1 protein-coding gene is annotated in these 529 nt (G+C 50.7%); it reads left to right on the plus strand.

Annotated features, from left to right (window positions below; translation table 11 throughout):
- Positions 1 to 529 (plus strand): condensation domain-containing protein (locus ICL55_RS34930; RefSeq protein ID WP_188106705.1); only part of this gene is annotated, 529 nt, incomplete at both ends.

Here is a 529-nt window from a genome sequence, read left to right on the forward strand (position 1 = left end):
GGCCGGCAGAAAGCTAATCGATCATCTGTTCATCTTTGAAAATTACCCGTTGGAACAGGCATTGGACGGTAGTGTCGGGGAGGAAGCCTTTCATATCGATAAGGTGACCATGTTTGATCAGACACACTATGATTTAACGCTTACCATACTGCCTTCCGATGTGATTATTATCAGGTTGGAGTATAACGATAAAGCATATACGATGTCGCTGATGCAGCAGGTGTCAGCGCATTTGCGGGAAATCGTTGATGCCATGATCAATACGGCAGAAAAGAAAATATCCGAACTGCCGTTGTCGGTGTCGCCGCAACTGGCGGCGTGGTGCCAGGGGGAACAAGCGGAGCATCTGCTGGCCGATGAACGCCGGACTTTTACGGTATTGTTTGCCGAACAGGCGGCCCGTACGCCCTTGCAGGTTGCAGTAAAACACAACGGACAAGAACTGACCTATCAGGAGCTTTATAGCCTGTCTGAGCAGATAGCCTTTCATTTACAGCAACGGGGCGTTGTTGCCGGCGACCGGGTGGCA

Source organism: Chitinophaga varians, assembly GCF_014529945.1.
Classification (GTDB): Bacteria; Bacteroidota; Bacteroidia; order Chitinophagales; family Chitinophagaceae; genus Chitinophaga; species Chitinophaga varians.